Origin of the sequence: Vallitalea guaymasensis (assembly GCF_018141425.1) — a bacterium.
In the GTDB taxonomy this organism is placed as follows: Bacteria; Bacillota; Clostridia; order Lachnospirales; family Vallitaleaceae; genus Vallitalea; species Vallitalea guaymasensis.
The window spans coordinates 5414200-5439135 of the sequence record NZ_CP058561.1 but is presented as its reverse complement, the minus strand read 5'-3'; the positions used below and the strand labels follow the sequence as shown (position 1 = coordinate 5439135).

Here is a 24936-nt window from a genome sequence, read left to right as displayed (position 1 = left end):
TATGTTACAAAGGAATGGTTATATGAATAATTTGGATTTCATAAATTACAAATACTATATTATAATTTATACATGTATTTGTATCATATATAGTTTGTGTTTTTATAAAAAAAGTCGTCAAATGGTATTTATAAGATTTGTAATAACGATGGTTCTTCCTATTTTAGGATTTGTTTTTCTTTTAGTAATTGATATAGGTCTTAAGAGTAAAGGTAAAGAACATGATTTTGATTTTAATCAGATATTTTCTTCAAGCAAATATTCTATTTTTGATTTGAATAATAAAAGAGATATTGTTCCAATACAAGAAGCTCTTCTTCTCAATGATAATATAGTAAAAAGAGATTTAGTCATTAATATGGTTAAAGATAAAAGATTAAATAATGTCAATGGGCTAAAACTGGCTTTGCAAGATGAAGATACAGAAACCAGCCATTATGCAGCAAGTGCAATCATGCAGATCAAGAGTGAATTTGAAAATAAGATAAAAGAGATATCTGTTAAATATGCACAAAATAACAATGACAGTGAATTAATAAAAGAGTATATCAACATTTTAAAAGATTATATAGATAGCGGTCTTATGGAAAAACAAATGGAAATAAGGCTTAAAAATGATTATTCAAAATTGTTAGCACAGATTATTAATTTAGGTATAAAAGAGAAAGATTACTATATAATGAAAATTAATATAGATTTGGATATGGAAGATTATCAGCAAGCCAGGTACTTCTGTAATTTGTTTCTAGATAAATTTGAAAAGCTGGAAGACCCATATCTCCTATATATGAAATTGTATTATAGACTTAAAGATTACAATATGTTGAATAAGAAGATGGAAGAACTAGTAGAGCTTCCAATCAGCTTATCAAATGAAGCACTGAATAAAATTAGATTCTGGACGGCGATGACTTAATGAAAAATAAAACAGTTATTTACATTATTATAATTTTAATAGGTATCATAGGTATTGCATACGGAGGTATGCACTCAGGGTATGTTCTGAAACTAATAAAGAACGTTAATGAGTATAATAAGATAGAGAATTATGCATTACTTAATTCTCAACATATTAACGATATCGAAAAAGAACTTTTTGAAAAACATCTAATAATCTATGATGAAAATTCAGCTGGTGGTCAGTTAGTAAAAGATAATGTAATAAAAGCATATGAGTATATGAAAAAAGATTACGACCTAATAGAAGTAAAAGATGTAAAAACTATTAATCAAAGTTACGAAACAATAGTGGTAACATCTTTGGAAGAGGAGACTTTTTCATCCTTTGAGGATTTGGAAAGGTATGTAGCCAATGGAGGAAATGCATTTATAGTATACCATTCCACTACGGATAGTTTTATTAATGCAATCTTTGGCATTGAAGAAATAGGTGAAACAGTTGAATCAGACGGTATACTATTAAAAGATAACCTGCTTATTAAGAGTGATGGTTATAGAGTTAATAATAATACTATTACTAATTCCATGAGAGAAGTTACACTAAGTCAAGCCGCAACTGTTTACGCAGAGACAGCTGATTCTATACCTTTTATATGGGATATGGATTATAAGAATGGCAAGTTCATGATTTATAATGGGACGTCCTTGGAAGCTAAAGAAAACAGAGGTTTACTGACAGGTGCTTTAGGACTATTGGTAGATGACTATATTTATCCTATTCTCAATGCTAAAATTTGTTATATCGATGACTTTCCATCTCCAGTACCTAGTGGGTTTGATGAAAATATATACCGGGACTATGGACTTACAATTGAAGAATTCTACAAAAGAGTCTGGTGGAGTGATATATTAAAAGGTGCCAAGTTATATGATGTCAAATATACAGGAGTCATCATAGAAACTTATAATGAAGATGTTAAGCCTCCGTTTGAAACAGCAAGTTATGATACAAAAAATAATTTAATTATGTATGGAAGAGAATTGTTAAAAAATGATGGAGAGCTTGGTTTTCACGGTTATAATCATCAATCTTTCGCACCAGAAGGTTTTATAAAAGAAGACTTGGGGTATAACTTTTGGGAAAGTACAGAAGACATGATGGGAGCATTGAAGGAGATTAATCGTTATTCCAAGGAAGTCTTTCCGTATTATAATTTCAAAGTCTATGTACCGCCATCAAACATATTACATCCTATGGGAAGAGCAGCTATTAAGGAAGCTGTTCCAAGTATTAATATTTTAGCTAGTTTATACCTTGCTGGTGAAGAATCTGATGCTTATGTTCAAGAGTTTGAGATTGCTAAGGATCAAATGATTGAATTACCACGTATAACATATGATTACATCAATGAGGAAGGTGAAGATTGGTCTATATATACAACAATTAATTTCTTCGGAGTATTTTCACATTTCATTCATCCTGATGATATTTTGGATCCAAACAGAAATATGGGATATTCATGGGAGGAAATGAAAGAACAATATAATGAAATGTTAAAAGATATAAAAGATAATTATGGATGGCTAAGAAGTATGACTGCTTCACAAGCAGCAGAAGAATTAAAAAAGTACTTACAATGTGATGTGAAATTTGTTAAGAATGAAAATGGGATATATGGTTTTATGACAAATTTCAGAAAAGATATGTATTTCATATTGCGTACAGAAAAAGAAATAAAGAAAACAGTTAGTTGCACAGTGTCCGAAATTGATAATAATATATATCTTGTTCATACATTAGAGCCTGAATTCGCTGTGAAATTCTAAATAATAAATTGAATTAAATAGATGCTAAGAACAGTATTCGACTTATAAAATCAAGGAAAACATATTGAACTTATTGAAAAATAGTATGGATTAGTATTATTAAAGGAAAGAAAGGATGGATAATATGAGGATATGTCTAATTACAGAGGGAAGTTATCCTTATGTTATAGGTGGAGTTTCATCGTGGGTCAATGCATTGATAGGTAATTTTCCACAGCATGAATTCATTCTTTATTGTATTGGTGCTAAAGAGGCAGATAGAGGTAAATATTTATATGATATTCATGATAATACTACAGAAATTAGAGAAATCTTTCTAGATGAATTTTTAAAAGAAAAAGGTAAGTATGGAAAAAGATATAAAATAAATGCTATGCATACGAAAATCATATCTGATATGTTATGTGGAGAAAATATTGATTGGCATGAATTTTTTATATGCATCAGGAATATAGGTTTCAAAAATGTATCAGAATTTTTTATGAGTAAGAGTTTTTTTGATATTATAAAACAGGTTTATGATAATAAATATGCTCATATGCCATTTACTGAATATTTTTGGACTATAAGATCAATGTTACTACCTTTGTTCAATCTACTTGTGCAAGATATACCAAAAGCTGATATCTACCATAGTGTTGCAACTGGTTATGCGGGTATCATTGCAAGTTTGGGAAGTGCTTTATATAATAAACCTTTTCTATTAACAGAACACGGCATTTATTCAAGGGAAAGGGAAGAAGAAATAATCAAGGCTGATTGGGTGAAAGGTTATCTAAAAGATATTTGGATTGATTTTTTCAATCTATTGGGTAACTGTTCTTATGATTGTGCTTGTAAAGTAGTTAGTTTGTTTGAAAAAAATAGACAGATTGAAATAGATATTGGTTGTGATAAAGAAAAAACAATGATTATTCATAATGGTATTGATGTAAATAAATATAAGGATATTACTCAAAAACAACCAGATGATGAATATATAAACATAGGAGCAATTATTAGGGTTGTACCTATAAAAGATATTAAGACAATGATAGAAGCGTTCTCTTATGTTAAAAGACAAATAAGTAATGCACGTTTCTATATTATGGGACCAATAGACGAAGATCCGGAATATTATGAGGAATGTCAGAGTTTAGTTGATGTACTTGAAGTTGAAAATATTATATTTACTGGCAGAGTTAATATAAAAGACTACCTTGGCAAGATGGACATTCTTGTATTAACCAGTATAAGTGAAGGGCAGCCTTTAGCTATACTTGAAGGCTTGGCATGTAAGAAACCATTTGTCACCACCAATGTAGGCAGCTGCAAAGAGCTTTTATATGGAAATGATGAGGATAGTTATGGATTAGCAGGATTGGTAGTGCCAGTAATGGATTATGAAGAGATTGGAAAAGCAGTTGTCAAACTATGTATTAATGAAGAACTTAGAGAACAAATGGGACAAAATGGATATGAACGGGTATCAAATTTTTATACCCATGATATGTTTATTGATCAGTATGATAAATTATATAATAGGTTGGTGGAAGAATGGCAGGAATAGGGTTTCAACTGAAGAAACTGTTTAGTGACAAAGGATATTTATATAAACTTAGAGCATATTTTTTCTCAACCATTGTTACAACAGGACCGATTATTATGTGTACATGCCTTATTGTGTTTATACAACTGTTTATGAATGTAGTTAAGCTACCTTATATACAAAAACAATTGATTATAGGGTCAATAGTATATCCTTTTGTTTTTTCACAGATTATTACCAGTGTTTTCTCTATGGTCATAACAAGGTATGTATCCGATTTATTATATAAAAAAGAATATAATAAGATAAATGCTTCTTTTATGGGGGTTATAACTCTTTCGTTAATTATTGGAGGAGTTTTGGGATTTGCCTTTTATGCAAGATCTCCTCTTCATATTAGATATAAGATTCCACCTTATATTCTATTTATGGAACTTATTATCCTATGGTTACAGACAGTGTACTTGTCTGCTTTTAGGGATTATATGAGAATTGTTAAGGGATTCCTATATGGAATTTTAATTATTGTAATAACTATCTATATTTGTCTTAGTGTACTGCAGTTGGACGTGACCATGTCCATATTGATTGGGATGGACGTAGGTTTTTTTGTGATAGTATCCATGTTGACATATTATATCATCAAATATTTTAATAAACTTGGTAAGGATTATTTTGTATTCATTAAATATATAGATAAATATGCTTCATTAATATATATTTCATTTTTTTATACATTGGGTATATATGGACATAATTTTTTGTTTTGGAGAAGTAATCTAGGTGTAACTATTTTTGAAACATATGTCTTTGCACCAGTATATGATGTAGCTGTCTTCTATGCTTTTCTAACGGTATTACCAGCTACGGTTATATTTGTTGTCAATGTAGAGACATCTTTTTACGATAGGTATAAGGAGTACTATAGTCTAATTACCACAAATGGTAATGGTATGAAAATTTCAAAAGCAAGAGATAAAATGATTTATGTTCTCTGGCAGGAGATAAGAAAATTAATTGAAATACAGTTTTTTATATCTCTTCTTTGTATGATTTTAGGAAATATCTTCCTCCCTTATGTGGGTGTTACAGGTTTATCATTGAATATTTTCATTATATTATCATTAGGTTCATTTTGCTGTTTTATGATGTTTTTTATTATGCTTATCCTGTTATATTTTGAAGATAGAAAAGGTGCCGCAATGGTTATATCCTTTTTCTTTATTGGGAACATTCTATTGACTCAGGTTTCCATAAGGTTAGGGGAGGTCTATTATGGTTTTGGGTTTTTTATTGCATCCATATTGGGATTTGCAATAGCAGTAACAAGATTAACCAACTATTTGAATGAAATTGATTATCATACATTTTGTTCACAGCCAGTAATAGCAAGAGAGAATTCTGGTGTATTTCATAGGATTGTAAAAGTATTATATAAAGATGATACAGAAGAATAATCAATATCTATGAGAATAAAACAAAAAGGGGAGCTTAGCTTGAAAATAAAAAGATATATTCCTTTTATTCTATTATGTGTAGTTTTTGCTATTTCTTTATTCATGTTATTCAATGGGGATAATTATAAGGATGATAGTATGAGTGCTGATAATAGTGAATTAAATAAAGATTCCATACTTTCACAGGAGGAAGTTGATTCTATTAAGCCTCCTGTACCACCTAGTAAGCTAGTAATTGAAGAGCAGGTTATGGGGATTAGATTGTCATGGGAATCTATTCAAGATGTATCAGCTTATGAGATTAAAATTAATGATGAACAAATTGTAAGTACAAGTACTAATGAATATATCCATGAAGGCATTAAGCCAGGTGTTCAGTATACATATAGTATAAGATCCATTGATAAATATGGTATTGGTAAGTGGAGCAAATCAATAACTGGCATACCAAAAAAGCCGGAAAAAATAATTCTCAGTGAAAAGATAGAGATGGATGGGTCTATAATGGATTGGGAAGGCATTGATCCTTTATATTCAAATGAACAGATAGGTATTACTGTTGTTTATGATAATGATAACATGTATATGTTGGTGCAAGGGGAACAAATGCAAGACGGACACTGTTTTTATATTGATCGTGATAGTAATGAGAATACAGGTTATAATCAAACTGGTTGGATAGGTACAGGCGTAGAATTTATGTTATGTGATTCTACATTATATCAGTATAAAGGAAAAGGCTCAGATTGGTTATGGGATGACATAGCAGAAATTGATTATTTTATAGGCAACAATATAGCAGAATTCATAATTCCACTTGCTAGTATGGGTATTTCTCATGTTGGAGATATAAGAATGGGATATTCACTTGGAGAGAATACTTATATACCTGATAAGAGCAAGGAAATGTTTTTTGTCAGTCAAGAGATCTTATATGATTTATCAGCTATACAGCCACCTGTCTTATTAGGTAAAGAAATCACAGCTTCCAAAGTTATAATCAGATTTCAAGGTGTGGACAAGGCTGAAGGGTATGAAATAGAAGTTGATAATCAGATTATTAATCTTGGAGAAGATAATTTTTATAGACATACAGGACTTGAGCCAGGAAGCCGTCATACATATCGTATAAGGGCAAAATCAAGTGAAAGAAATAGTCTATGGAGTAAGAAATGGGTGTTGCAAACAAAATCTATGAACCCTTTACCTGGGAAGATAAAGGTTGATGGAAAGGTCAATGATTGGACATATCTATATAAAGAATTGGCTAATGATAAACTACCTAGTGGTATTTATACTGCATGGAGTAATAATTCTCTTGGACTTTTAGTGGTTAATCCGAATATGGGTAATGAGGATATCATTTATATTGATAGTGGTAATGAAAATAGTCTTGGATACAAATCACTACCATGGAATTATCCTAAAGCAGATTATCTCATTGATGGAGAAACAATCAGTAGATATATAGGTAATGGTAGTGATTGGAAATGGTCTCCCATAGGAGAAGTGTCTATTGTTAAGACAAAAGAAATACTAGAAGTTAAAATAGACATATCACTATTTGATTTCAAACAACCTCGTGAGATTGGATTAGGTTTCATGATAGATGATAGTAACTGTATACCAGCTGAAGGAAAAGACATGATAGCAGGATATAAAGTATTAACAGATACTGCTCAACAGTTATATAGTCCAGAACATGTAGAGTTTTTTTCAGGGTCTAGAAGTATTGATGTGAAGTGGGAACCTGTTTATGGAGCACAAAAGTACGAAATGGAAGTTAATGGCAAGATAATTAGTACTAGTCAAAAAAGTGAATATAAACATATAGGATTAGTTCCAAATACTACGTATTCGTATAGAATAAGGGCTATTAATGATGATGTAATGAGTTCATGGAGTAAACCATTCACAAGGAAGACATTGGCTGACAATGTAAAGATTAATGTTGATGGTAGGAACGAAGATTGGAATGAACTTATGTTAAGTGCTTATGATGATAAAAATAACATAAAACTCTATACGTTACAAGATAAAAAAGGTTTGTACTTTCTTATACAAGGAGAGAAATTGAACGGTGAAAGCAATATTTATTTGGATATTGATGGAAGTAGTACTGGTTATAATGTATTAGAATGGCAACAGTCAGGCGCAGATTACTTGTTATATGATAACTATGTTTCAAGGTATACAGGTAATGGAGAAAATTGGTCTTGGAAAGATATTGGGGAAGCTAATATCATTTCAGATAGTAATATGATAGAAGGATATATAGATTTTCAGTTACTGGATAATAGCAATAAGAATGAATTAAAGATTGGGTTTATTAATAATGATGTCATATATTTGCCTTCAGCTTTACAAGGAATGATTACGGCTAATCATGTTGGGGCAGTATACCAAGATTTAGAAACACCTTCATCCCTAGTTGTTCAACCTACAATTGATTATATTTCCTTAAATTGGGAAGGGGTAAAAGGAGCTACTTCTTATGAGATTGAAATAAACAATAAAATTATTTCTGTTGATTCAACTAGCTATAAGGATATGGACATCCAAACAGGAAAAGAGTACTCATATCGTATTCGAAGCAAGAATTCTTATACAATTAGCGGTTGGAGTGAGAAAGTCACGAAGAAATTGATAGCTTCAGAACCACATATTAAACTTGATGGTTTAACAACTGATTGGATTGGTATAGAACCAGTTGCAGATAATGAAATATTTAGTTTGTATGCTTACATTGATAAGTACTATTTGAATATCATGGTACAGGAAAAAGAAGTGAGTAAGGAGAATTATATCTATATTGATGTGGACAATGATAATAAGACAGGATATAGGAATTCTAATTGGGCAGATTGTGGAGTAGATTATGTGGTGATTAACGGATATCTTCATAAGTATATAGGTGATGGGGAGAATTGGTCATTTGAATATATACGAGAGATAACTGGTATTAAAAAAGACAATGTCTATGAGATAAAATTGGTTAAAGGTTATATTGGTATGAAGAATTCTGATGCAATAAAATTAGGATATAGCGATAATGTAGATAAGAATATACCAAAAGAAGGTAGTGAGATGGTAGTCGTCAATAAGTGGGAATAACTGGAAAAGAGAGGATTTACCTCTCTTTTTCAGTGTTAGAATTATTGATTTAATAATCAATTAAAATTATAGATCGTAGATTTTGCTGTATTTATCTTCTAGATAATCAATAAAATACTTGGCATTAAGTGGTTCTCCAGTTGCTTTTTCTATTATCTCACTTGGAGTTAATAATTTTCCATATTTATGGACGTTTTCTTTTAACCATTCTCTGATATTTTCTAAATTACCTTGCTTAAGGTCTTTTTCAAAATCTATTGTTTCCTTCATCTTATTGGCAAATTGAGAAGCATAAGCATTACCAAGTGCATATGATGGGAAATAGCCGAATAGTCCTTCTGACCAATGCACATCCTGCAAAATACCTTCAGCATCATTTTGTGGAGTTAATCCCATATATTCTTCATATTTCTTATTCCATATTTCTGGTAAATCACTTACTAGTATCTTATTCTCAAATAGTAATTTTTCTATTTCATATCTAATCATAATATGAAGTGAATAAGTAAGTTCGTCTGCATCAGTTCTGACTAAAGAAAGCTCAGATTTATTAGCGGCTTCATAAAGGTCTTCAGAGGTAACATCTTTAAAATGTTCTGGAAAAGCCTCTTTTATAATTGGATATAGATATTCTATGTAAGAGTGAGATCTTCCAACTATATTTTCAAAAAAACGAGACTGAGATTCATGTATACCCATGGAAGTACCAGTACCAAGTGATGTGAAATTCAATTCTTCACCAATATTCTGTTCATATATGGCATGACCACCTTCATGTAATGTACTAAACAGTGCTGGTAAAAGATTATTTTCAAAGTAATGAGTTGTTATCCTAACATCATTTCTATTGAAATTAGTAGTAAATGGATGTTGACTTTCAGCCATCATACCAGAATCCATATTGAATCCTAGTGATTTCAATAATTTTTTATTAAGTGCTTCTTGTTCTTTGGTTGGGTATGTTTTCTTTATAAAATCATCGTTGATTGTAACTTTTGATTCTTTGATTCTAGCAACTAGAGGTACAATAGAATTCTTGAGTTCACTAAAGAATTCATCTAAATCATCAGTGGTCAATCCTTTTTCATAATCGTCTAATAAAGTATTGTAAGGGTGTTTAGTGTAACCTCTGTATTCAATAAATTTCTTACTGAATTCAATAACTTTTTCAAGATGTGGAGCAAATATAGAAAAATCACTTTTAATTTTAGCGTCTTCCCAAGCAGCACTAGCTTTAGCTTGGACTTCTGTATATTCTGTAACTATCTCAACAGGTATTTTTGCTATTTTGTCATATTCATTACGAAACTCTTCTGCTTTACGAAGTGTTACATACTCAAGTTCATTTTTATTATCCTCTAATAGAGATAGAAGTTCATTTAATTCATCATTTACAAGAGTTTTATAGTATTCACCTGTTAATATAGATAAAGTTTTAGCTCTTCCTTCAACACTGTTTTTTGGTGCTCCAGTTGCAGCATCCCATTGTATAAGAGCAAGTGCATGCTCAATAGCGTGTAGTTTGTCATCAGCTTCATTAAGTTTACTAATGGCTGTTTTAATATCCATACGATATCACCTCTCAGATTATTATTTGGAACCTAATTTTTCCATAAGCCTATTATAACAATAAAATAAATATAATGGAACTTATTTTCCTTGATTATTTTAACATTGTCATGTAAAATAGAAGAAGTTTATTACTGTAATATAGTAAAAACTATATGAAGTACTATTTACTTAATAAAATACATAAATCACATAAAACACTTAAAAATATAAGGTGGAATATATAATGACTGTACGAGAAAGATTGAAAGACAAGAAAAAGGTAATAGTTAAAGTTGGGTCATCATCATTAACTTATGAAGAAACAGGTGAAATAAATTATTTTAGATTGGAAAGATTGATTAGAGAGATAACTGATCTAAAAAACATGGGAAAAGATGTAATACTGGTTACATCAGGTGCTATTGCTGTAGGAACTAAAACAATGAATTTACCTAGCAGACCTAATTGCTTAGAGGAAAAACAAGCTGTAGCAGCAGTAGGACAGGCTAATTTGATGATGATCTATCAGAAGATATTTAGTGAATATAATCAAAATGTAGCTCAGATTCTTATAACTAAAAATCTAATTGACCAACCTGTTAGAAGACAAAACGCACAAAACACACTTAATGCGTTATTAAAAATGGGTGCAATCCCTATTGTCAATGAAAATGATACTGTAGCTACAGAAGAGATTGTTTATGGAGATAATGATACATTATCAGCTATCGTGAGTAAGCTTGTAAGGGCTGATTTATTAATCTTATTATCTGATATTGATGGGTTATATGAAGAAGACCCAAGAAAGAATAATGATGCCAAACTTATTACTGAAGTATCCGAGATAACAGACGATGTACAGCATATGGCAGGTGGTGCAGGTTCAGTTGTTGGAACAGGCGGTATGGCTACCAAAATAGCTGCTGCTAAGATAGCTACAAGCAATGGAATAGATATGGTTATAGCTAATGCCAGTGTTGATAATGTTATTGAAAAAATAGTATATGGAGAACAGGTAGGTACATTATTTATAGCAAAATAAGATAATAATTCAACTTTCCCACATCAACATTGCAAACCAAACCTATAACCTTAAATTTACCTGTATTAAATTAAAGGTGGGAAAGTTGAGATAATAAAAAAACCTTGAAAATAATAGGATTTTCAAGGTTTTTGTGTATGTTTTTTTAATTTTTTTAACTGGTTTTATCAATTAAATTATTAATTGATTTTACAGCTATTTTATTGGATATATCAATTACCGGTATATTTTTTTCTTTGATTTGGCTCATTAAATTATCAATAATGGAATTAACGATTTTAGCATCCTTTTCACTGACTTTTTGAGCATTCTCTAACTCCATTTTCCATTCACTTTCCAGCTTGGTATAAAATTTACCTATATCATCAAATTTCTTTAATTTAGCTAAATTCTTAATCTTATATAAGTAATATTTTAACTTGATTAAGCCAGCTTTTTTATCGTTTTCTTCCAATGTTAGTATATAGCTACAGTATTTATACAGATCAGATGCTTTATTTTGAATAGCTAGGTCATTATCTGTAGTAACTAATTCAGGATAGTTTTTCAATAATTCTTCTTGTGGAAGTATAATCTCTTCTGATGGCTCAGATTCTGACTTACCAGAACTTGACTCACTTTCAGAGCTACTTGAAGAGTCATCACTGCTTTCTTCACTTTCACTTGAACCGCTGGACTTAGAACTATCTTCACCTTGTGATCCAGATGATTCTTCTTTGCCGCCACCTTCTGATGCCATCTGAGTCAATAATTTTATCTGGCTTTTTTCAACATCTATAGCAACTTTTTGTATTTTTTGCTTATCAGCTTCATCAGATATATTTTTACTTAACTCATTAATCAAAGCTTTGAAATCAACTGCATTTTCATCATTATCAGTAATATAGTATATTCCTACTTCGTTGGCTTTCTCATGAAAATCCATTAATTCATCATAACATTTAATATAGTCTTTCTTTTCTAAAAGATTAATTATCTCATCAGTAATATTGACTAGTTGATATTTTAATGACTTATTCACAAGGGTTGAATTAGCCTTTTCATCTTTTTGTTCACTATTTGAACAACTAGTTGAAATCATTATAAATATTAATAAAGTTATCATTATTTTTTTTATCATATTATTCACTCCAAAGTAATGAAATATTGTTGGACTAAACTTATTATTTGATATTAACCTCGAAAAAATACAAATATAGTTGAAAAAAAAATAAAATAATTTATAATAATTATTATCAATTCATATATTTATAGATTTTTTTAAGAAACAACTTGATTAGTTACCTATTAGAGATTAGAATAGATGTAATAAGCACATAACTGTAATATGACTATTTTGTGATATAAGAATGACAGGAGGAAAATATGGAAAAGAAAAAAATTGACCGTATAAATGAACTTTATAAAAAAAATAAAATCGAAGGACTTACTGATGAAGAAAAGATTGAACAATCACTCCTTAGAGAAGAGTATCTAAATGCTGTAAGAAAAAATTTCAAGAGTACTATGAATACAATAAAGCTAAAAGATGAAAAAGGCAATATTACTCCGTTAAAGCCTAAAAACAAGAGATGATTAAAAAAGAAATAAGAGAAAGCTATTTAGATAAAAGAAGTAAAATGTCTAAGGATGATGTTATTAATAAAAGCAAGTCAATATATAATAAAATAATAAATAGCAGAGTATACAAAGAATGTTATGATCTATTCATATATGTAAGTAACTTCAATGAAGTAGATACTCTAGAAATAATAAAAAAAGCTTGGGATGATAATAAATTAGTTGCAGTTCCAAAAGTTGAAGAGAAGGGCATTATCAAATTTTACTATATTAACTCGATGAAGGATTTGAAAAGAGGTAAATTCAACATATTGGAACCAAAAACTTTGATTGAAGGTGTACCAACAGGGAAATCCTTATTCGTTATGCCTGGTGTAGCTTTTGATAAATCTAAAAATAGAATTGGTTTTGGTGGAGGCTATTATGATAGATATCTATTCAAGTTTAGAAAAGCATTTAATATAGTAGCTATATGTTATGATTATCAGCTATTGGATAGTGTTCCATCCGATGTTTATGATGTAAAGCCAGATTATATTTTTACTGAATCCCAAGAGATTTAAATAAGAAAAAAATACGTCATAAAAATACTAGACTATAATAATTTAAGAGGTGAATAGACATGGAAGAATTAAATATCAAAGGGCAAAGAGCCAAAAAAGCCAGTTATGTTTTATCTGGACTTTCTTCAATTGATAAAAACAAAGGCTTGAAGGCTGTTGCTGATGCTTTATTATTAAATGAAAAAGCTATCATTGAGGCTAATAAGATTGATGTGCTTAATGCAGAGAAAAATGGTATAAAAGGTTCTTTGGTCGACAGATTGACTCTTGATTCTAAACGCATAAAATCTATGGCTGAAGGAATTGAACAGATTATTCAATTAGATGACCCTATTGGTGAAGTAATGTGGATGAAAAAGAGACCTAATGATTTGGAGATAGGTAAAAAAATAGTACCACTTGGAGTTATTGGAATAATATATGAGGCAAGACCAAATGTTACGGTAGATGCTTTTGCTTTATGTTTTAAAACAGGAAATGCAGTAATCCTAAGAGGTGGTAAAGAAGCAATAAATTCTAATCTTAAGATTATTGAGATTATTAAAAATGCACTTGTCAGTGCAGATATGCCAAGTGATGCTGTATCACTTATAGAAGATACCAGCAGAGAGACAGCTACAAATATGATGAGACTCAATGAATATCTTGATGTCTTAATTCCTAGAGGTGGTGCAGGATTAATTCAAGCAGTTGTAAACAACAGCACTGTTCCTGTAATAGAAACAGGTGTAGGTAATTGCCATATCTTTGTTGATAAGGAAGCTAATCTAGAAATGGCAAAAGATATTCTTGTTAATGCAAAAACTCAAAGACCAGGAGTATGTAATGCATGTGAAAGCCTTGTGGTTCATGGTGATGTAGCAAAAGAATTTTTACCTATGGCTTGTAAGGCTCTAAGAGAACATAATGTAACTATTGTAGGGGATAATATTGCAAAATCTATAGTAACGGATATTGAAGAAGCTTCTGAAGAAGATTATAGAACAGAGTACTTGGATTACAAGATATCCGTAAAAGTAGTTAATGACATTGATGAAGCAATTAATCATATTAATAAAAATAATACTAAGCATTCAGAATCAATCATTACAGAAAACTATACTAATGCCAGAAGATTTTTGAATGAAATAGATGCCGCCGCAGTATATGTGAATGCATCTACCAGGTTCACAGATGGCTTTGAATTTGGTTTTGGTGCAGAGATAGGTATAAGTACACAAAAACTTCATGCAAGAGGTCCTATGGGGCTTAGAGAGCTTACAACTACCAAGTATGTGATCTATGGTAATGGACAAGTAAGAAATTGATAAGGTAATTTTCATATAGGTAAAAAAAGGGCGATTCATAACAATATTTTTAATATTTATTATGAAATCGCCTTTTATTTTTTATTATTCATCGTCCTCATTGCTATCTTCTTCTTCAATCAAATGCATAAATGTCTTGGATACTATATCAAATTCATCGTCATCTTCAATGTTTGCAAGTTCAACGTCTTCGTCGTTTGAGGAAGAATATCTATAAAGTAGAACGTCATCTTCGTCTTCTGGAAGTAAAGCAATATATTCTTTTTCATTTGCTTCAAAGACACCTAATACTAGACATTCAATATTTTCGTCATTATCCAAAGTTAATGTTATAGTCTCATGGTGGTGTTCATGTTCGTGGTTACAACAATCATCTTCGTGGTCATGGCAATGGCAATCTTCATGTTTTGAAGTATTGTCATGGTTACAATTACAATCATGGTTATTTTCTTTATTCATTATAATTCTCCTGTCCATATAATTATTACTAATTATATTTTGTTTTTTTACTTAGCATTCACTATCAAAAATAAATGCCAGGTATCATACTAAAAAAGTTTAATATTAATTGGTTGAATCTACCTAATTATTATATTACATATATACTCATAATTAAAGCAAAAAATTATAACATATTATTAAAAGATAATTACGAATATTAAACTTTATTATCTATATTTTTCCCCTCTAATGAAAAATTATCCTTATCAAATATATTATAGAATCAAATTATCTTCTACTATTTACTATATAATTAAAATATCCTAGTATATACAAATAAGATAAAAAAATATATAATGAAATAAGTTATAAAAAATGTTCTATGATTATAACAAGTAAGGAGGGCTAAAAATGGAGAAACAATGGTTACAATGGGCTAAAGAATTACAGGCAATATCACAATCAGGTCTGGCATATTCAAAAAATGAATTTGATATTGAAAGATTCCAGAGAATAAGAGAAATCAGTGTTGAAATAATGAGTGAATATACCCAGATCAGTAATACAAAAATCAGGTCACTTTTTGCTAATGAAACAGGTTATCAAACTCCTAAAATAGATGTTAGAGCTGTTATATTCAACAATAACAAGATATTAATGGTTAAAGAGAAGAAGGACAATAAATGGTCACTACCCGGAGGATATGCTGATATAGACCTTAGTGTATCGGAAAATGCTAAAAAAGAATCTATGGAAGAAGCTGGAGCTGTAGTATCACCAAAACGTATTATAGCTGTTCTTGACAGGAATAAATATGTCGATGATGATTACCCTTATTCCATATATAAAATATTTGTTGAATGTGATTATATTGAAGGGGAGTACATAAATAACATAGAGACTTGTGAGGCTGAATTCTTTGATTCTGATAATTTACCCCAGTTATCTCTAGGCAGGAATACCAAAGAACAGATTGAGATGTGTTTTAAGGCTAGAGAAAAGGAACTGTTAGAGCCTATATTTGACTAAAGATACGGAGGATTTAATAAATGGGAGATTACATACACGAACTGAGAAAAGAGGTTGGGAATAGACCTATAATCTTAAGTACAGCAGGAGCTGTATTGATTGATGGTAATGACCGGTTCTTAATGCAGTATAGATGTGATAATGACACATGGGGGTTACCTGGTGGCGCAATAGAATTAGGAGAAACAGTAGAAGATGCAGCAATAAGAGAAGTTTTTGAAGAAACTGGTTTAACAGCGTCTGATTTAAAATTATTCAATATATATTCTGGACCTGATCAACACTATATATACCCTAATGGAGACGAAGTATATATGGTTTGTATCACTTATTATACTAGAACTTATGAAGGTGAAATCAAAATAGATGGTATTGAAACAAAAGACATAAAATTCTTTGATGTAAATGACTTGCCAGATAAGATAAGTCCACCAATCAAATGTGTTGTAGAAGATATTATATATAAGATAAACAATAAATTAGTTTAAAAAGTAAGATGTGTGGTATATCAGTTATATTCCACACATCCATTATGAGTAATAGATTCAAAAATGACATAATCATCTTTTAATAATTTGACTTTGATTTTTGCTGACATACTTTCTATGATTTTTCGGTTCATGTTGCCATTTTTAGGTGCTATAAGTATGTTATTATCACTGCACATACTTCTGATTTCCAATTTATAATTACCTTGGGACAATTCTATGTGCAGATTATTTTTGGAACAAAGAAGTTTTGTGATTTTTGCTTTTAGATAAGTTGCAAATCTATATTCTTTTCCTGCTACATACAATATGCATATCAATCCTGTGAAAGTCTTACTGATAAATGGAATGGATGCTATTGAACACATTAAGCAAGTATCTTTTACATTAAAGGTATTGGAATGTACCCAAATCCATCTTTTGGGGAAAGAAGTACCAAAGTCTTTTTCCAAATAACCTGTACCGTTATTAAAATCTATAGTCCTATCATTTATTTTCATATACCCTTTCAGAGAATGAGACAAACTTATTATACTGTGGAAACACTCCATGAATGGAATATATCTATAATAACCCATTATGGTAGGCAGTTTAATATTTCTCTCTATATTAGTGAAATCCCCAAAAACAATTTTACCTTTAATTTTACAATCATTATGGTCAATGTTTATTATCATTTTTGAATCTGAAAAAACACAGTTACTAATATTAAGTACAAATGGCTTGTCAGAATAGGAAAATGATTTTATGGCGAATGGGATGTATAAGGGCAGATTATTGGAATTATCGATAAATTGGATGAATGCATGGCGTTTGTACTTAGAAGTACTAGTTGAAATTCCTGGAATAAAAGCACATGAGTACTTGTTGTTGGCATCTACACATTTATAATACCAGCCTTCAAAATAATTCTGTTTTTCAATATTACCTTGCAAACATACAGGGTTACACATTTTATATATTTTATTCTTTTTCATAATCATACTCAGTATCCAATTCTATTTTTTTCAAATCTCTGTTGGCAGGTCCATCAATGAATGTTCCATCATAGTTGAATCTGGAACCATGACAAGGACAATCCCATGTTTTTTCAGCATCATTGAATTGTACTTTACATTTCATATGTGGACAGGTAGTATCTAGTAGATATAATCTATTATTTTCATCACGATATGCACCAATGGTTATATTATCTACCTTTATAACTTTACCTTCAGTGGGTTTTAAGTTTTCTATTTCTTCTTTACTGTTTTTGAATCTGCTTGCAATAAATTCTCCACTAGTATTAACTGAATCTGCAAACATGTTTCTTAAACTATCAAGAGTAAAAGAGCGGGATGGATTAAATACATCTTTCCAAGGATTGGTTCCCTCGGTTATTAAGTCTTTGATGATCATTGCTGCAACTGTACCATTGGTCATACCCCATTTTCCATATCCTGTCCCTACGAAAATATTATCGTAATCATTAGATAAAAGACCAATGTAAGGTACTTTGTCTATAGTAATATAATCCTGCGCAAGCCATTTGTAATCTATAGAAACATCGTTGTATAATTTATTAATATAGTCCATTAAAATTGTGAAATTATAATTCTCATCTTCACTTTGACCTGTTTTATGAGATTGTCCACCTATAAATAATAACCTGTCATTATGAGTGTCCAGATATCTGAAAGACCGTGTATCCCTATCACAACTAATATACATACCATTTTTTAGTTTTGTATGACCTGAAGCACCAACAACATATGAGGTATAAGGGGACATCTTAGCAAAATATAAATGACCTTTTGAATAAAAGGGATAATGAGTTGCTATAACAATGTTTTTGGCAGTTATGGTATTAGAGGTAGTTGTAACAATATTATTTTTAGGCTCAATATTTATGGCTTGAGTATTTTCATAGATAGTTCCTCCATTTTCCTCAAAAATACGAGCAAGTTCTAATATATATTTTCTTGGATGGAATTGGGCTTGATTCAAGAATCTTATTCCACCTTCTATACCAAATGGAAGATCAGTCAAATCAACATATTCTGCTGGTAATCCAAGACTAAGTGCCGCTACCAGTTCTTTGTTTATCATTATTACATTGTCTTTATCAGTAGTATATACATAAGAAGGTTCAATACATAAGTCGCAATCAATATCATATTTTTTGACTGTATCAATAATAAATCTTATGGCTTGCTGATTAGCATCTGCATATTGTTTCGCAAGTTTTTTACCAAAAGTATCTATAAGATAGGAGTATATAAGATTATGCCCAGATGTTATTTTACCAGTTGTATGTCCTGTTGTTCCTAGACATATTTTGTTTTTTTCTATTATAATGGTTTTGAGACCTTGCTGTTGTAATAGGAGACCAGTAGTTATTCCAGTGATACCACCTCCAATTACAACACAATCTACAGAAATATCCTCTTCTAGAGTAGGATAATTAGTTGAAGGTGTTGATTTGATCCAATATGAGTCAGATTCGTACAATTGCAATACCTCCTTAATGTGAAATATAAGTTTTTTATATAGATATATTATAGTTATTACCAAGTAGCTAACTGGTTAGTCATAATCCGGGCAGCTAAAATATTAGAGAAAGATTTTAGTAAAACTTGTAATAGGTGGCAAAATCAAGTATAATAGGAACAAACGTTCTAACATATTATTGTAAAAGTAGGTGAGGGATTGATATCGTACATAAAAGGAACATTAGAATTTGTTGGTGATGATTTTATAATTATAGAATCACAGAGTATAGGATATGAAATAAAGATTTCAATGTCTGCAATACAGGATTTACCTTGTATCGGTGAGAATATTAAAATGCATACGTATTTATATGTTCGAGAAGACGCCATGTTATTATATGGTTTCATAACAAGAGATGACTTGGAAGTATTCAAGAAACTGATAACAGTTAATGGTATAGGGCCTAAGGGTGCACTTGGAGTATTATCTACGATTACTCCTGATGAATTAAGATTTGCTGTTATAGCAGATGATGTGAAGACTATATCAAAGGCACCAGGAATAGGCAAGAAAACAGCTCAAAAACTCATATTGGAACTTAAGGATAAATTAAAATTAAAAGATTATAGTGATAGTGTAGGTGCAGAAATAGAAGGTAACAGTCAGTTAGCTTTAACTTCTAATGCTAAAAATGATGCTATAGCCGCTTTGGTAAGCCTTGGTTATACAAGTACTGAAGCAGTAAAAGCAGTAAGAACGCTTGAGATAACAGAAACAACTACAGCAGAGAATATTATCAAAGGTGCATTAGGGAAGTTAGCAAGCTTTTAATCATGCTGTTAAAGGAGTAAATTAATAATGGAAAAAAGAATTATTACAACAGAACTGATGGATGAAGATTTGAAGATAGAGCAAAACCTAAGACCAAAATTGTTATCAGATTATATTGGACAGGCAAAAGCAAAAGAGAACATGAAGGTTTTTATTGAAGCAGCTAAGCTGAGAGAAGAACCTCTTGATCACGTATTATTATATGGTCCTCCAGGATTAGGTAAAACAACGTTGTCCAATATCATAGCAAATGAGATGGGAGTAAATCTAAAAATCACTTCAGGTCCTGCAATAGAGAAGCCTGGAGATATGGCAGCTATACTTAATAATCTTCAAGAAGGAGATATACTTTTTATAGATGAAATACATAGACTGAATAGACAGGTAGAGGAAGTTATGTACCCTGCTATGGAGGATTTTGTTATTGATATAGTTATAGGTAAAGGTCCATCTGCAAGGTCAATAAGACTTGATTTGCCTAGATTCACCTTGGTAGGAGCAACTACGCGTATAGGACTTTTAACATCACCTTTAAGAGATAGATTTGGTGTTATCAATAAATTGGAGTTCTATACCTTAGATGAATTAACAGACATTGTAAAAAGGTCAGCCTGTGTCTTAGGTATAGATATTGATGAAAAAGGGGCTGTGGAAATAGCAAGAAGGTCTAGGGGTACACCTAGACTTGCTAATAGATTGCTAAAACGTGTTAGAGATTTTGCCCAAGTCAAATACAAAGGTGATATAACTAAAGAAGTAGCTGATTATGCGCTTGATCTACTAGATGTTGATAAAAGCGGTTTGGATAAAAACGATAGGAAGATGTTACTTGCTATGATAGAAAAATATAATGGAGGACCTGTAGGTCTAGATACTCTTGCAGCAACCATTGGTGAGGAGTCAGGGACAGTTGAAGATGTTTATGAACCTTATCTGATACAGCTTGGTTATATTAATAGAACTCCCAGAGGCAGGACGGTTACGTCACTATGTTATAAACATTTTGGAATAGATTGTAGTAATGATTATACCAATGATAACTAACTATTGACAATTTCTTCCAATAATATTAAACTATACATAGTGTTAAATATGAAATTTATTTATATATGGGGGGAACATTATGGATAGAGAATTACAGTTGCTAAGTCAGATTAGCAATAATGAACATGTGACCCAAAGACAATTAGCTAAAGATTTAGGTTTATCCCTTGGTTCTATCAATGGGATTCTACAGGATATGATTAATAAAGGATATATCAATGTACAGCAGATTAACTCCAGAGCTCTAAAATACATAATAACTCCTTTAGGTAAAAAAGCAAAGGATCTAAAAACATACGATGAAGTGGTAGTGAGTTATAAGATGATTAGCAAGGTTCGTCAGATGACTAAGAAAATTATTGAAGAACAGATAGAAAAAGGGTACTACCATTTTTATCTGTACGGACAGCATGATGAAGTATATAAAATAGTCAAGATGAGTATTATTGAAGCAAAAAGATTGCATAATGTAACCTATAGTGAGATAGAAACGCTATCAGAAGCTGATGATACAAATGGTATCGTGATTACTTGGAATAATGATGATGGGGTGACAACAGATAACAACCTAGTACTTAATGTCTTAAGTGACGTAGTATAGTTTTATATTATATATGAATAATAATTGTGTTATAATAACATAAGGAACTATATATGCTTAGAAACAATAATTCTTAATTGTCAATTATTGTTTCTTTGTGTTATAATAGCATTAATTATAATTAAAAGTTTTAACATTAAGTAGCCGTACTAAATGTTGCATAGAATATTTATAGTATATTGGTTATGCTAATAATGGAACAAGCTTTAATAAGTAGTAAAGGGGGTCTAGTATGTCACCAAAGAATAATACAAAAGTAATAATTGGTGGTAATGTATATACATTATCTGGGGACGAGAGCGAAGAATATATTCAAAGAGTGGCTCTTTATATCAATAATAAACTAGATGAACTAAAGGCTTCGGAGAACGGACAATTTCTTAATACTAGATTAATGTCTATATTATTAGCAATCAATATTGCTGATGATTATTTTAAGGCAAAAGAAGGTACTGTAAATCTAGAAAAATCTTTTAAATTAAAAGATGAACTGATACTAGAAAAAGAACGTGAGATTGAGAGATTACAAGAAACAATACATAAATTAGAAGCTGATAAGAACGAACTAATTGAACGGGCAGACAGATTAGAAGAAGACATGGAAAATTATAAGGCAGAACTAGATGAATACATAGAAACATTTGATTTAGAAAACGGGTAGTAATATAATGTATATTACTACTTTTGTTTTACACAAGAAAGTAAATAATGATTGCGGTTTCAACAATAAGAAATTAGATAGCCGCATTATAGGTTTAGTATATAGAGAAAGGTGAAATTTATGAACGATAAACCAGAATTATTATCACCAGCAGGTTCATTTGAAAGTATGATTGCAGCAATTAATGCTGGTTGTGATGCTGTTTATGTTGGAGGTAAGCAATTTAGTGCTAGAGCATATGCTTCTAACTTTGATACAGAAGAATTAATAAAAGCTATAAAGTATTGCCATCTAAGAGGTGTAAAGATATATGTAACTGTTAATACTCTATTTAAGGACAAAGAGATAGAGGAGCTTATTAATTATATTAATATTATTTATGAAGCAGGAGTTGACGCTTTAATCATACAAGATTTTGGCATATGTAAACTCATTAGAGATAGATTTAGGGATTTAGAGATACATGCAAGTACTCAAATGACAATTCATAACCTGCAAGGAGTAAAATACCTTAATGAATTAGGTTTCAAACGAGTTGTATTAAGTAGAGAATCAAGTCTGAAAGAAATAAAATATATTACCAGCAATACTGACACAGAAATTGAATGTTTTATTCATGGAGCATTGTGTTATTCATATTCAGGTCAATGCTTAATGAGTAGTATTTTAGGCGGTAGAAGTGGAAATAGGGGAAGATGTGCAGGAACATGCAGATTACCTTATGCACTATATGAAAAAGATGAAAAGATGAATCATTCAGGAGGCAAGTATTTACTAAGTCCAAAAGATATTGCTACTATTGATCTATTACCTGAATTGATTAATGCTGGAATAACATCTTTTAAAATTGAAGGTAGGATGAAAAGCCCAGAATATGTAGCTTCTGTCACATCAGTATATAGAAAATATATAGATAGATATTATGAAAATCCTAATGGTTATAATGTAGATAAAAGAGATATGGAATTACTTCTTGAAATATACAATAGAGGTGGCTTCTCTACAGGGTATTACAATAATAAATCAGATATAATGTCAATGAAAAAGCCTAATAACCAAGGTGCTTATATAGGAAAAGTTACTAATGTTAATAAAAAAAGCAGAACAATAGAAATAAAATTAAATGGTAAAGTGAATAAAGGTGATAAATTAGAGATATGGACAGGTAATGAACCTTTCCCTTCTGTTACTATCAAAAAGCCATCAGATAGTGCTAATATCACTCTAAAAGACTATAACAAATATATCCTTCCAGGTAATTTGGTTTATAGGGTAAAAAATAAACAGACTTATGATGACATAGGTAATAATATCATCAAAGTAAATAAAAAGTTAGAGGTGGAAGGTAATTTAAAAGTTAATGAAGGCAAAGTAATTGAATTGGAATTGAATTATAACAATTTTAATATTAGAGAATCAGGATGCATTGCTGAAAAAGCTAAAAATCAATCCCTTACTCAAGAAAGAATAATTAAACAGATCAAAAAAACTGGGGATTTTCCATTTGAATTAGTAATGAAGAATGTAAACATTGATGATAATATATTCATTCCTATCAGTGAGATCAATAAACTTAGAAGAAATGCTTTAGAGAACCTAGAACAAATGATTTTGGATTCATATAGAAGAGAACCTAAAAAATTACCTGATTATAAGATTGACAAAAAAACAGTGAAGATGCCTAAGTGTAATGTAAATGTTTTAATCAGGAATATGGAACAATTAGAAGCCATAAAAGATTTTAATGTAAAAGATATATACATTGAAAGTGAACTAATAGAGATAGAAGATATCAAGAGAATGATTGATATGTGTAGAAATTATAATGCAAATATATTTATAGCTCTGCCAAGAATATTTGATGAAACTATCCAAAAGAGATACATGACGAAATATAAACAAATGGAAAAATTAGATATTAAGGGCTATTTGATTAGAACATACGGTGAAATGTATTTGCTGAAAGGTACCAACAAACAAATTATCATTGATTATAACATGAACATTATTAACAATGAAACAATATCTGCTTGGAAAAAAGAAGGGGCATCACGTATAACATTGTCACCTGAACTACACAATAGAGAAATCAGCGATTTAGACACAAGTCAATCCGAAATAATGGTTTATGGATATCTTCCGCTAATGGTATCAAAGCAATGTGTTGTAAATAATACTAGTAATAATAAGAAGTTATGTTATAATAATAAAAAATATTATTTAAAGGATAGATATGGTAAAAAGTTTCTAGTAGATAGAAGATGTATTAATTGTATTAATGTTATTTATAACTCAAGTCCATTAATATTATTAGACCAATTAGACAAAGTTAATGATTTAGGTATCAGTAATCTAAGATTAGAATTCACTAGTGAAAGTAAAGAACAGATAGTTAAGATCATGAAATTATTTTTTAGTATTATATGTAACGTTAAACAATATGACAGAGAAAGCATACTTGATAATCTTGGTGTAGAAGAATTTAATAGAGGTCATTTTTTAAGAGGTATAGAGTAGGTG

The 24936-nt window shown here is 30.4% G+C and carries 21 protein-coding genes; 16 read left to right on the top strand and 5 right to left on the bottom strand.

The window, feature by feature from the left end:
- Window positions 1–121 precede the first annotated feature (121 nt).
- The 5 genes from HYG85_RS23495 to HYG85_RS23475 all read left to right on the top strand — a co-directional run bounded on the left by HYG85_RS23495 (window position 122) and on the right by HYG85_RS23475 (window position 8826).
- Window positions 122–916 carry a hypothetical protein gene (locus tag HYG85_RS23495; RefSeq protein ID WP_212691668.1) on the top strand — a complete coding sequence of 265 codons (795 nt, stop codon included), beginning with the start codon at window positions 122–124 and terminating at the stop codon, window positions 914–916.
- Window positions 916–2727, top strand: coding sequence for a DUF2194 domain-containing protein (locus HYG85_RS23490; protein ID WP_212691667.1), 1812 nt, complete (start codon window positions 916–918; stop codon window positions 2725–2727). Before HYG85_RS23495 ends, HYG85_RS23490 begins: the two co-directional genes overlap by 1 nt.
- Window positions 2728–2851: 124 nt before the next feature.
- Window positions 2852–4276, top strand: a complete 1425-nt coding sequence (pelF, locus tag HYG85_RS23485) for a GT4 family glycosyltransferase PelF (RefSeq protein WP_212691666.1) — start codon at window positions 2852–2854, stop codon at window positions 4274–4276.
- A complete protein-coding gene (gene pelG / locus HYG85_RS23480; protein WP_212691665.1) occupies window positions 4264–5712 on the top strand; it encodes an exopolysaccharide Pel transporter PelG in 1449 nt (482 codons plus the stop codon). Before pelF ends, pelG begins: the two co-directional genes overlap by 13 nt.
- A gap of 39 nt (window positions 5713–5751) precedes the next feature.
- Window positions 5752–8826, top strand: a complete 3075-nt coding sequence (locus HYG85_RS23475) for a fibronectin type III domain-containing protein (protein ID WP_212691664.1) — start codon at window positions 5752–5754, stop codon at window positions 8824–8826.
- A gap of 66 nt (window positions 8827–8892) precedes the next feature.
- Here the strand turns inward: HYG85_RS23475 and HYG85_RS23470 are convergent, their stop codons facing one another.
- Window positions 8893–10395, bottom strand: coding sequence for a carboxypeptidase M32 (locus HYG85_RS23470; RefSeq protein WP_212691663.1), 1503 nt, complete (start codon window positions 10393–10395; stop codon window positions 8893–8895).
- A gap of 226 nt (window positions 10396–10621) precedes the next feature.
- Here HYG85_RS23470 and proB point away from each other — a divergent pair, with 226 nt between their 5' ends.
- Complete coding sequence (gene proB, locus HYG85_RS23465; protein WP_212691662.1) at window positions 10622–11419, top strand: glutamate 5-kinase; 798 nt, start codon at window positions 10622–10624, stop codon at window positions 11417–11419.
- A 154-nt stretch (window positions 11420–11573) separates the two neighbouring features.
- Here proB and HYG85_RS23460 read toward each other — a convergent pair whose 3' ends face one another.
- On the bottom strand, window positions 11574–12539 hold the full coding sequence (locus HYG85_RS23460) for a hypothetical protein (RefSeq protein ID WP_212691661.1): 966 nt from the start codon (window positions 12537–12539) through the stop codon (window positions 11574–11576).
- A gap of 245 nt (window positions 12540–12784) precedes the next feature.
- Between HYG85_RS23460 and HYG85_RS23455 the strand changes: the two genes are divergently transcribed.
- The 3 genes from HYG85_RS23455 to HYG85_RS23445 are packed head-to-tail and all read left to right on the top strand — an operon-like array spanning window position 12785 to window position 14849.
- Window positions 12785–12994 (top strand): DUF896 domain-containing protein, encoded by a 210-nt coding sequence (locus HYG85_RS23455; protein WP_113674955.1) that lies wholly within the window; start codon window positions 12785–12787, stop codon window positions 12992–12994.
- Window positions 12991–13542, top strand: a complete 552-nt coding sequence (locus tag HYG85_RS23450) for a 5-formyltetrahydrofolate cyclo-ligase (RefSeq protein ID WP_212691660.1) — start codon at window positions 12991–12993, stop codon at window positions 13540–13542. Before HYG85_RS23455 ends, HYG85_RS23450 begins: the two co-directional genes overlap by 4 nt.
- 59 nt (window positions 13543–13601) lie before the next feature.
- Window positions 13602–14849: a glutamate-5-semialdehyde dehydrogenase gene (locus HYG85_RS23445; RefSeq protein ID WP_212691659.1), complete on the top strand. Its 1248-nt coding sequence runs from the start codon at window positions 13602–13604 to the stop codon at window positions 14847–14849.
- 84 nt (window positions 14850–14933) lie between these two features.
- Here the strand turns inward: HYG85_RS23445 and HYG85_RS23440 are convergent, their stop codons facing one another.
- Entirely contained in the window at window positions 14934–15308 is a 375-nt protein-coding gene (locus HYG85_RS23440) for a DUF1292 domain-containing protein (protein ID WP_113674958.1), read from the bottom strand.
- A 393-nt stretch (window positions 15309–15701) separates the two neighbouring features.
- Here HYG85_RS23440 and HYG85_RS23435 point away from each other — a divergent pair, with 393 nt between their 5' ends.
- Both HYG85_RS23435 and HYG85_RS23430 read left to right on the top strand, forming a co-directional pair.
- Entirely contained in the window at window positions 15702–16319 is a 618-nt protein-coding gene (locus HYG85_RS23435) for an NUDIX hydrolase (protein WP_212691658.1), read from the top strand.
- Window positions 16320–16339: 20 nt separating this feature from the next.
- A complete protein-coding gene (locus tag HYG85_RS23430; RefSeq protein WP_212691657.1) occupies window positions 16340–16807 on the top strand; it encodes an NUDIX hydrolase in 468 nt (155 codons plus the stop codon).
- Window positions 16808–16827: 20 nt separating this feature from the next.
- On the opposite strand, the gene HYG85_RS23425 is transcribed toward HYG85_RS23430, so the two are convergent.
- Window positions 16828–17784 carry a tocopherol cyclase family protein gene (locus tag HYG85_RS23425; RefSeq protein ID WP_212691656.1) on the bottom strand — a complete coding sequence of 319 codons (957 nt, stop codon included), beginning with the start codon at window positions 17782–17784 and terminating at the stop codon, window positions 16828–16830.
- A complete protein-coding gene (locus HYG85_RS23420) occupies window positions 17771–19297 on the bottom strand; it encodes an FAD-dependent oxidoreductase (protein ID WP_212691655.1) in 1527 nt (508 codons plus the stop codon). The genes HYG85_RS23425 and HYG85_RS23420 overlap by 14 nt, the downstream gene beginning before the upstream one ends.
- Before the next feature lie 198 nt (window positions 19298–19495).
- Here HYG85_RS23420 and ruvA point away from each other — a divergent pair, with 198 nt between their 5' ends.
- The 5 genes from ruvA (at window position 19496) to HYG85_RS23395 (ending at window position 24933) form a co-directional block, all read left to right on the top strand.
- Entirely contained in the window at window positions 19496–20110 is a 615-nt protein-coding gene (ruvA, locus tag HYG85_RS23415; protein ID WP_212691654.1) for a Holliday junction branch migration protein RuvA, read from the top strand.
- Window positions 20111–20137: 27 nt separating this feature from the next.
- Complete coding sequence (ruvB, locus tag HYG85_RS23410) at window positions 20138–21154, top strand: Holliday junction branch migration DNA helicase RuvB (RefSeq protein ID WP_113674963.1); 1017 nt, start codon at window positions 20138–20140, stop codon at window positions 21152–21154.
- A 79-nt stretch (window positions 21155–21233) separates the two neighbouring features.
- Window positions 21234–21755: a winged helix-turn-helix transcriptional regulator gene (locus HYG85_RS23405; protein WP_113674964.1), complete on the top strand. Its 522-nt coding sequence runs from the start codon at window positions 21234–21236 to the stop codon at window positions 21753–21755.
- A gap of 232 nt (window positions 21756–21987) precedes the next feature.
- Window positions 21988–22416 (top strand): cell division protein ZapA, encoded by a 429-nt coding sequence (gene zapA, locus HYG85_RS23400; protein WP_113674965.1) that lies wholly within the window; start codon window positions 21988–21990, stop codon window positions 22414–22416.
- Between the two features lie 120 nt (window positions 22417–22536).
- On the top strand, window positions 22537–24933 hold the full coding sequence (locus HYG85_RS23395) for a DUF3656 domain-containing U32 family peptidase (protein ID WP_212691653.1): 2397 nt from the start codon (window positions 22537–22539) through the stop codon (window positions 24931–24933).
- Window positions 24934–24936: the final 3 nt, after the last annotated feature.

What these genes read in the sequence shown, in the direction of transcription:
- HYG85_RS23495 (WP_212691668.1), top strand. Translation starts at nt 122, where the DNA reads ATGGTATTTATAAGATTTGTAATAACGATGGTTCTTCCTATTTTAGGA.
- HYG85_RS23490 (WP_212691667.1), top strand. Translation starts at nt 916, where the DNA reads ATGAAAAATAAAACAGTTATTTACATTATTATAATTTTAATAGGTATC.
- pelF (WP_212691666.1), top strand. Translation starts at nt 2,852, where the DNA reads ATGAGGATATGTCTAATTACAGAGGGAAGTTATCCTTATGTTATAGGT.
- pelG (WP_212691665.1), top strand. Translation starts at nt 4,264, where the DNA reads ATGGCAGGAATAGGGTTTCAACTGAAGAAACTGTTTAGTGACAAAGGA.
- HYG85_RS23470 (WP_212691663.1), bottom strand. Translation starts at nt 10,395, where the DNA reads ATGGATATTAAAACAGCCATTAGTAAACTTAATGAAGCTGATGACAAA.
- proB (WP_212691662.1), top strand. Translation starts at nt 10,622, where the DNA reads ATGACTGTACGAGAAAGATTGAAAGACAAGAAAAAGGTAATAGTTAAA.
- HYG85_RS23460 (WP_212691661.1), bottom strand. Translation starts at nt 12,539, where the DNA reads ATGATAAAAAAAATAATGATAACTTTATTAATATTTATAATGATTTCA.
- HYG85_RS23455 (WP_113674955.1), top strand. Translation starts at nt 12,785, where the DNA reads ATGGAAAAGAAAAAAATTGACCGTATAAATGAACTTTATAAAAAAAAT.
- HYG85_RS23450 (WP_212691660.1), top strand. Translation starts at nt 12,991, where the DNA reads ATGATTAAAAAAGAAATAAGAGAAAGCTATTTAGATAAAAGAAGTAAA.
- HYG85_RS23445 (WP_212691659.1), top strand. Translation starts at nt 13,602, where the DNA reads ATGGAAGAATTAAATATCAAAGGGCAAAGAGCCAAAAAAGCCAGTTAT.
- HYG85_RS23440 (WP_113674958.1), bottom strand. Translation starts at nt 15,308, where the DNA reads ATGAATAAAGAAAATAACCATGATTGTAATTGTAACCATGACAATACT.
- HYG85_RS23435 (WP_212691658.1), top strand. Translation starts at nt 15,702, where the DNA reads ATGGAGAAACAATGGTTACAATGGGCTAAAGAATTACAGGCAATATCA.
- HYG85_RS23430 (WP_212691657.1), top strand. Translation starts at nt 16,340, where the DNA reads ATGGGAGATTACATACACGAACTGAGAAAAGAGGTTGGGAATAGACCT.
- HYG85_RS23425 (WP_212691656.1), bottom strand. Translation starts at nt 17,784, where the DNA reads ATGAAAAAGAATAAAATATATAAAATGTGTAACCCTGTATGTTTGCAA.
- ruvB (WP_113674963.1), top strand. Translation starts at nt 20,138, where the DNA reads ATGGAAAAAAGAATTATTACAACAGAACTGATGGATGAAGATTTGAAG.
- HYG85_RS23405 (WP_113674964.1), top strand. Translation starts at nt 21,234, where the DNA reads ATGGATAGAGAATTACAGTTGCTAAGTCAGATTAGCAATAATGAACAT.
- zapA (WP_113674965.1), top strand. Translation starts at nt 21,988, where the DNA reads ATGTCACCAAAGAATAATACAAAAGTAATAATTGGTGGTAATGTATAT.
- HYG85_RS23395 (WP_212691653.1), top strand. Translation starts at nt 22,537, where the DNA reads ATGAACGATAAACCAGAATTATTATCACCAGCAGGTTCATTTGAAAGT.